The 230-nt window shown below is 67.8% G+C and carries 1 pseudogene; it reads right to left on the bottom strand.

Annotation, left to right across the window (positions count from 1 at the left end):
• A pseudogene (locus AC0IW9_RS32210) lies at positions 1-230 on the bottom strand (malto-oligosyltrehalose trehalohydrolase); the annotation flags it as partial.

The raw sequence follows: 230 nt of genomic DNA, 5'->3' as shown, positions 1-230 counted from the left end.
GGTCATGAAGCAGGGCCAGCAGCCGGCGATGGGCAGCAAGGATGGCATCATGCGGCGGCCGCTCCGCTTCCGCGGCATCGGGCATCGAGCTGCCATAGGGATCCTGCGCATTCGGGTCGGGGATGCGGGCGCGCTTCTCGGCATCCTGGAAGGCGGCGAGCTTGGCGAATTCCTTGCGCCGCCCTTCCCGCACCAGCGGCGCGAGCTCGTCGTTATGGTCGGTGAAGAAC

Source organism: Belnapia sp. AC561 (assembly GCF_979252845.1).
Note: the sequence above shows the minus strand (reverse complement) of the source record. Positions and strands in the feature narration are given on the sequence as shown.